Below are 6,694 nucleotides of genomic sequence, written 5' to 3' on the forward strand. Positions count from 1 at the left end.
ATTGTATGAATTCAACTCCAACACGAGCTATTCACGAAATTGTTGCTGCTAATAATGAGGAAGTATTTAGAAATACGCTCAAGCGATGCTGTTACATTTTAGTTAACAACTGGGAGGTGGCAAGGCAGCATCAAGCCATTCGCGAATTAATTGATATATTTTCCGATTCTGTCATTAGCCAAAGAACTACTTCTGTTAATTTAAGTAGGCTGAGAAAGTGGCTAAAAAATTTTATAACTAGCAAGGATTACGAAGAACTAAAAATTTTTTCTTTAAAACATGAAGAGGGAGAAAAAGGTCATTGGAGTTACCGCTATACATCTTATTTGTTAGTTCCTCAATATATCGATCGCACCAATCCTGTTGAACAACGAAAAGCTGCCAAAACACTAGCCAAACAACTAAAAGATAAGTTCAAACTAGATCTGGCTATGTACACAGCTCGTGCTAACTCTGTGGAAAAAGAAAACACAATGCCAAAGAATCCAACAGGTTTGGGCGATGAAGTACTAAACGTAATTAAGATGCTTGTAGCGCGAAGAGGCCAGTTTAATTATGTCAATTTAGCCAATATCTTTACCCAACAAACTCAATATATAACGTACAAAGAATTCAAAATTAGCTTGGTAAAATATCTTATTTTTTGTTTAAATGATAAAGACTTGGCAATGGTTATCAGTGCCAAGTTGAGTGATAAATTAAACTCACTTTACGAAAATCACGATAACGAAGAAATTAATAATTTACTTTTACAAAAAACTTGTCAACACTTAATTGAGTATCTCACAACGGAAAACCATCAGTTACCTTCAGAGCTATTCCTCGTATTAATTTTTCAAAAGACTCCGCTAATTTTAGTAATTTTGCTCCTCAAAATAGTTTTAATTTGCAAGCCGTCCCGCCTTCATTTAGAAGCCTGTATTGCAGATTTGATTCGCTACTATGAACAGTTCCCGGAAGAGGACTGCCAGTGGGTAATTAATTTTGTGGAAATTTTCAATGTGACCTTTACTATTTATGCAGAAGACGTAGAATACAACTTGGTTAAAATAAATAACGATCGCGCAGATGGGACAATGGTTGAATGGGAAGATTATCGAGTTTTTTCACAATTAAAGGGCGAGCCTAAAGCGGACGGTAAAGTAAATGAAAAAAATTCGTTATGAGCGATTAAAATATGTAATTTTTCATCTGAAATGGTACGATCGATATCATACTTAGATAAACACCAAAACTTCTTATGGGAATCAAGAAAATAATTTCTTACCTCCTGTTAATTTTCGTCCCTATTTCCATTGCGGCTGAATATTTACACTGGGGTTCGCTGACAGTATTTATTACATCAGCTTTAGCCATTGTACCCCTAGCAGTATGGTTAAGCACGGCTACAGAAGAAGTTGCGATCGTTGCTGGGCCATCTATCGGCGGTTTGTTAAATGCAGTATTTGGTAATGCGACAGAATTGATTATTGCCTTAGTCGCACTGAAAGAGGGATTGGTCGATATTGTTAAAGCAAGTATCACCGGAACCATTATCAGCAACTTACTCCTAGTTATGGGACTTTCCATGTTTTTGGGAGGTTTGCGCTACAAGGAACAAGAATTTCAGCCTGTGGTAGCACGGGTGAACGGTTCCACCATGACTTTAGCAGTGATTGCAATTGTTTTGCCAACCACCGTAGTTTACACCTCAAATGGAGTTGCAGAAAGTTCGATTCGCAATCTTTCCCTCACAGCAGCAGTAGTGTTAATCGTAGTTTATGCTTTAACCCTGCTTTTTTCATTGAAGACTCACAGCTATCTTTACGATGTGGGAATAGTAGATTTGGAATCAGGAGAAGGAAAAGATGCTGACACTGAATCAAGTCACAAACCCAATCTCTGGTTGTGGATAGGTGTGTTGTTGGTATCTACTATTGCAGTGGCTTTTGAGTCAGAGATTTTCGTCGGAGTGGTGGAAGAAACAACAAAAAGTTTGGGTTTGACCCCACTTTTTACAGGTGTGGTGCTTTTACCATTAGTCGGCGGCGCAGCAGAATACGTAACTGCAGTAGGCGTAGCAATCAAAAACAATATGGATTTATCGGTTTCCGTGGCGATGGGTTCCAGCTTGTTAGTTGCGCTGTTGGTCGCTCCAATTTTAGTTATAGTAGGAGTGGCGATCGGTCAACCGATGGATTTAAATTTCAATCCTTTTGAAGTAGTAGCTGTAATCATTGCGGTGTTAGTCGCCAATCTGATCAGTTTGGACGGACGTTCTAACTGGTTGGAGGGAGGATTGCTATTAGCAACTTACATAATTTTAGGTGCGGCTTTTTATTTTCATCCTCCTGTGTAGCTAAATCGTATCCGTCTCCTTTTGGATTAATTATCTGCTTGTCCATCCCCTAATTCCTCATAACTGTTTTCTAGAGAGGTACGAATTTCTGCAAAGCTTTCCACAGTTTGGGGAATTATATCCCAATTAAAGTTATCTATCTGAGACCTTAAAGTTTGTGCATAATCCAACAAGACTTGACATTGATGCTCTTTACCCCATTGCGTTAGCCGTTCTATAAACTGTTTGAGTTCTTTAGTAACTAAGGTTTTCCGTAGCCGCACCCATGTAGTGTCAGTTTCTTGGCGCAGCTTAACCAATAAGTCTGAGAATTGCACAGGGTTTAAAGTTGAATTTGAGCATAAATTTACATTAGCCTTCTGCAACGTTTCCGAATTGGTAGAATCTACTAAGGATTCGCGCTGAGAAGCTGTAACTCTCAATACTTTCTTAAGTTCTGCCACAATCTGTGTCCGACTGACTGGCTTGCGTAAAAAACCTTCGCAAAGCCCCTGTAATTCCCTTTCTTCTATTTGATTGGATGAAGCCGTTAAAATGATAATCGGTATTGTCTGAGTTTGTTCATCCTGTTTGAGAATATTAGCTACTTCTCGTCCATCCATATTAGGCATTCGCAAATCGAGTAAAATGCAGTCTATGCGAGAGTTTTGGGCAATTGGCACGGCTTCTTGTCCATCTTTAGCAAATAAAAGATTGTGAGCCGTTTCCATAAAGTAACCTGCTATTAAGTCACGATTGGATTTAACATCGTCCACAACTAAAATGGTTGCAGGTGCAAATTGATTCAAGTTTTCATCTAATTCTTTGACGCTAAGATAGTTTACAGACTGCTCGGCGATCGCAACTTTAGGGAAATAAAATATGAAGGAACTACCTTGGCCTAATTCGCTGTGTAACTCAATGGAACCTTGCATTATTTCAGTAAGTCGTTGAGTAATGGCTAGTCCTAATCCAGTACCTCCATATTTACGGTTACTTTGGCCTTGACTTTGAGTAAATGCTTCAAAAATAAGTTTTCGATCTTCTGGTGCAATCCCAATTCCTGTATCGCTAATAGTAATCTGAAGGCTAATATGTCCTTTTGGAGTTTGAGTACATGAATATTGTTGTACTGAAATTGTAATTCCTCCTGAATGGGTAAATTTGAGAGCATTGCCGACCACATTAAACAAAATTTGCCGCAGGCGGACTTCATCCAGAAGCAGAAAACGAGGAAAATTGCCATCAATCTCAATTTCTAGCCATAAGCCTTTTTCTTCAGCTTTTTGAATAAAAATTTGGCGGATATCTTGAATTAATGAATAAATATCGACAACTTCATAGTGAATTTGGAGCTTGCCCGCCTCAATTTTTGAAAGATCGAGAATATCATTAATTAAAGCTAGGAGAGTTTTACCACTTGATGCGATCGCTTCTAAATATCTCTTAGCCCGCTCCTCAGTAATCATACCTCTTAATAAATCGCTAAAACCCAAAACAGCATTCATCGGCGTGCGAATTTCGTGGCTCATATTCGCCAAAAATTCACTTTTTGCCTGGTTAGCTTGTTCGGCTTCTTTTCTGGCTTTTTCTAAAGCCAAGTTTTTGAGTGTTAATTCTTCTCGCCGTTGGATTTCTTGTTGAAGTAAAGATGCTTGAGCGATCGCAATTCCTAACTGAGCCGCCACCGCTTGAATTAATTCGATTTCATCTTGTTGCCAGTGGCGCAGGTCATTTTCTGGGCAAGAAGGGTCATTAATACACTGATGCAAGCCAATTACCCCATTAGGTTTGCCTTGATAAAACGTAGCGACTGCTAACATTGATTTTAAGCTAATTTGCTCACATATTGGAGCCATATCCTGCAACAGAGGATCGGTATAGACATCATCAGAGGCGATCGCTTGTTCTTGAGTGAGTAATTTTTGCATATGAATATTCCCGACGATCGGGACTTCTAAATGCTTCAGGGAACGATGATTTCCAATCAGATATTCACTGACTACTGGTATAGCTGGGACTGGATTGGTTTGGTAAAAATGGATCAGACAGCGATCGACCTGAAAAGCTTCGCCAATCTGCTGCGCCGCTACCTGGAATATCTGCTCTGTATCTAAACTTTGACGGATTTGATCGGTAATATGCTGCAATAACAATGTTTTTCGTAACTGACGCTCGATCGCTTCTTCTGATTCTTTTTGTTGCGTTACATCTTCAGCAATACCCGTAAACCGCACTACTTTTCCGGCTTCATCTCGCAAGGGGAACGATCGCGCCGTTACCCAGCGAATACTACCATCGGGGCGAACAATGCGATAGGTTTCTTCAAAAGTGGTTCCATCCTCAATCTGATGCTTGAGAGCATTTGCCATTGCAGGTCGATCGTCTGCATAAACAGACTCTAACCAAGAGCGAGGATCTTTGTACAAACTCTCACAACTTCTTTGCCAAATCTGTTCGTATGCTCGCGAGATATAGAGCATTTCTCCCCGAGCCGATAAAATAAAAAAGACTTGATGAATATTTTCTGTTAATTGCCTGAATTTTTCCTCGCTTTCTCGGAGGGCTTGTTCCGCATGGTAACGTTCGGTAATATCGCGCACTAGCACCAACACTTCATCGTTATCTAACGGAGCAATGCGGGCTTCTTCATAAATCGTTTTTCCATCCACTACAAAATGATATTCTTGGGTTTGTACCCGATGAGTTGCCAGCGCTTGTTGGGCTAATTGAATTCTTTCTCGGGCAATCTCAAGGGGCATAATCTCTGTAACGAATGTGTTGGGGATGTTTTTTTGAGGTTGGATGATATGAATTGCACCTTTATTAAGGACTTCTAGCAGCATTCCATCCCAACTCATTCGCACCATAAAGTCAGGTAAGGCATCTAGTAAAGCTTGTTTAGTGGCTTCTGTCTGTTTGCGCTCAGTAATGTCTAAAATTGACCCCATGAGCTTAATTGTTTCGCCCCGATCGTCTAAAATCACCTCTGCCCGCGTTTCTAAATGACGGATTGTAGCATCGGGGCGAATAATTCGGTACTCTCCGAACAAGGGAGTTTTCCGATCGATCGCTTGTTGAAGCCAATCTTGAATTTGCTGACGATCGTCAGGATGAACCATTTGTAAAAAAGCTGCTTGAGTGGGTGCAGCGCCGTTGGGATCTAAGCCAAAAATGCGGAAGGTTTCATCAGACCAACTTCTTTGTTGAGTTCTTAAATCAAGTTGCCAACTGCCCAGATGGGCAATGCGTTGGGCTTCGGCAAGATTAATTTGACTTTGGCGCAGTTTTTCTTCAGCTTGCTTGCGAGCCGTAATATCCATTACAGTGCCGAAGTAGCCCTTAATCGCGCCTGTTTCATCGCGCACTGCGATCGCCTGTCCAGAAACCCAAACTTCTACTCCCTCTGGTTTACGGAAGCGATATTCTAGATTGAACAGTCGTTTTTCTTCGGTTGCTTGCACCCACTCGGCAAAAATCTGCTCTCGGTCATCCGGGTGTAGCGCTTGCACCCAACCTTCTCCCAACGCTTCTGAGAGCGAAAGTCCGGTCATTTCCGTCCAGCGTGGATTCACATAGACACATTTTCCCTCCCCATCGGTCTGAAAAATACCCACTGGGGCATGAGAAACGAGGACGCGGTAGCGTTCTTCACTTTCTTTGAGGGCGAGTTCCGCTTCTTTGCGATCGCGCAGCGCAGCTTGCTGTTCGCTAATATCGCGCACAATTTTAGAAGCACCCACAATGCGATCGGTTCGATCGCGAATCGGAGAAACGGTCAGAGCTACATTGATTAAGGAACCATCCCGATGCTGCCTGATTGTTTCATACGTTGGTACGGATTGACCTTGGCGAATTTTATCTAAAATATTTTCAGCTTCAAGGCGTGAGCTTACAGGGATAATTTTGGAAATGTGAGAACCAATAATTTCTGACGCGGTATAACCAAACAGCTTTTCTGCGGCAGCATTCCAACTGGTGACGATCCCATCAAGCGTTTTACTAATAATGGCATCTTCAGATGAATTAACGATCGCCGCTAATTGTGAAAGTGCAACTTCATCTCGTTTACGTTGGGTTACATCTCGCAAAATTGTCGTAAAAATTGTTTCACCGTCGAGGGTGAGTTTAGAAATTGATGCTTCTGCGGGAAACTCCTCGCCATTTTTGCGTCTTCCCCAAATTTCTCCTCGCTCTCCCATCCGTCGGGCTTTCCCATTAGAATCAGCAAAGGAAGTAACATGATGATGATGGGCGGACGCAAATCGTTCCGGTAACAGTCGCCATAAAGGTTGCCCGATCATCTCCTGTGCAGTGTAGCCAAAGGTTTTTTCTGCTCCTTGATTAAAGATAATAATCCGTTGTTGGGAATCAACC

Annotated in this window: 3 protein-coding genes; 2 read left to right on the plus strand and 1 reads right to left on the minus strand. The window is 41.3% G+C overall.

Translation table 11 applies throughout. The features are described 5' to 3' along the window. The first annotated feature begins 116 nt into the window (after nt 1-116). Both H6S82_RS13325 and cax read left to right on the plus strand, forming a co-directional pair. Nucleotides 117-1,166, plus strand: a complete 1,050-nt coding sequence (locus tag H6S82_RS13325) for a hypothetical protein (protein WP_191056301.1) — start codon at nt 117-119, stop codon at nt 1,164-1,166. Between the two features lie 74 nt (nt 1,167-1,240). Then, nucleotides 1,241-2,338: a calcium/proton exchanger gene (gene cax, locus H6S82_RS13330; protein WP_190462646.1), complete on the plus strand. Its 1,098-nt coding sequence runs from the start codon at nt 1,241-1,243 to the stop codon at nt 2,336-2,338. Between the two features lie 26 nt (nt 2,339-2,364). Here cax and H6S82_RS13335 read toward each other — a convergent pair. Beyond that, nucleotides 2,365-6,694, minus strand: a 4,330-nt coding sequence (locus H6S82_RS13335; protein WP_191056302.1) for a PAS domain S-box protein, incomplete at its 5' end; no start/stop codon positions are given.

It is taken from the genome of Planktothrix sp. FACHB-1355 (genome assembly GCF_014748295.1).
Lineage (GTDB): Bacteria > Cyanobacteriota > Cyanobacteriia > Cyanobacteriales > Aerosakkonemataceae > Aerosakkonema > Aerosakkonema funiforme_A.

Bases quoted from the DNA above. Each gene is read 5' to 3' on its own strand.
- cax (WP_190462646.1), top strand. From the start codon at position 1,241: ATGGGAATCAAGAAAATAATTTCTTACCTCCTGTTAATTTTCGTCCCT.